This window comes from Weissella oryzae SG25, from assembly GCF_000691805.2.
Lineage (GTDB): Bacteria > Bacillota > Bacilli > Lactobacillales > Lactobacillaceae > Weissella > Weissella oryzae.
Map to the genome: position 1 here is coordinate 1 of NZ_DF820536.1, position 420 is coordinate 420.

The 420-nt window shown below is 41.7% G+C and carries 2 tRNA genes and 1 rRNA gene; all 3 read left to right on the forward strand.

The annotated features are described in order from the left end of the window. Positions 1-64 (forward strand): 16S ribosomal RNA (locus TT13_RS10925); the annotation flags it as partial. Between the two features lie 94 nt (positions 65-158). Beyond that, positions 159-232: transfer RNA gene (locus TT13_RS10930), tRNA-Ile, on the forward strand. Positions 233-236: 4 nt separating this feature from the next. Further along, positions 237-309 (forward strand) — tRNA-Ala (locus TT13_RS10935). The last annotated feature ends 111 nt before the right edge of the window (positions 310-420 follow it).

Consider the following 420-nt stretch of genomic DNA (forward strand, 5'->3'; position numbering starts at 1 on the left):
GATGATTAGGGTGAAGTCGTAACAAGGTAGCCGTAGGAGAACCTGCGGCTGGATCACCTCCTTTCTAAGGAAAATCGGAAGCCTACACATTTTATTAAAACGTTATTCAGTTTTGAGTGATTTACACTCAGTATATTAGAGAGACTCTCAAACCTCATAGGATTGTAGCTCAGCTGGTTAGAGCGCACCGCTGATAACGGTGAGGTCGGAGGTTCGAGTCCTCTCAGTCCTATCATGGGGAATTAGCTCAGTTGGGAGAGCGCCTGCTTTGCAAGCAGGAGGTCAGCGGTTCGATCCCGCTATTCTCCATTGTCACTTCGGTGACATATTTAGTTCTTTGAAAACTGAATCTATTTGTAAATTTTTAGTTATTAATATTTATATTAATTACACCGAGAATTACACTGCGTAATTTTTTGA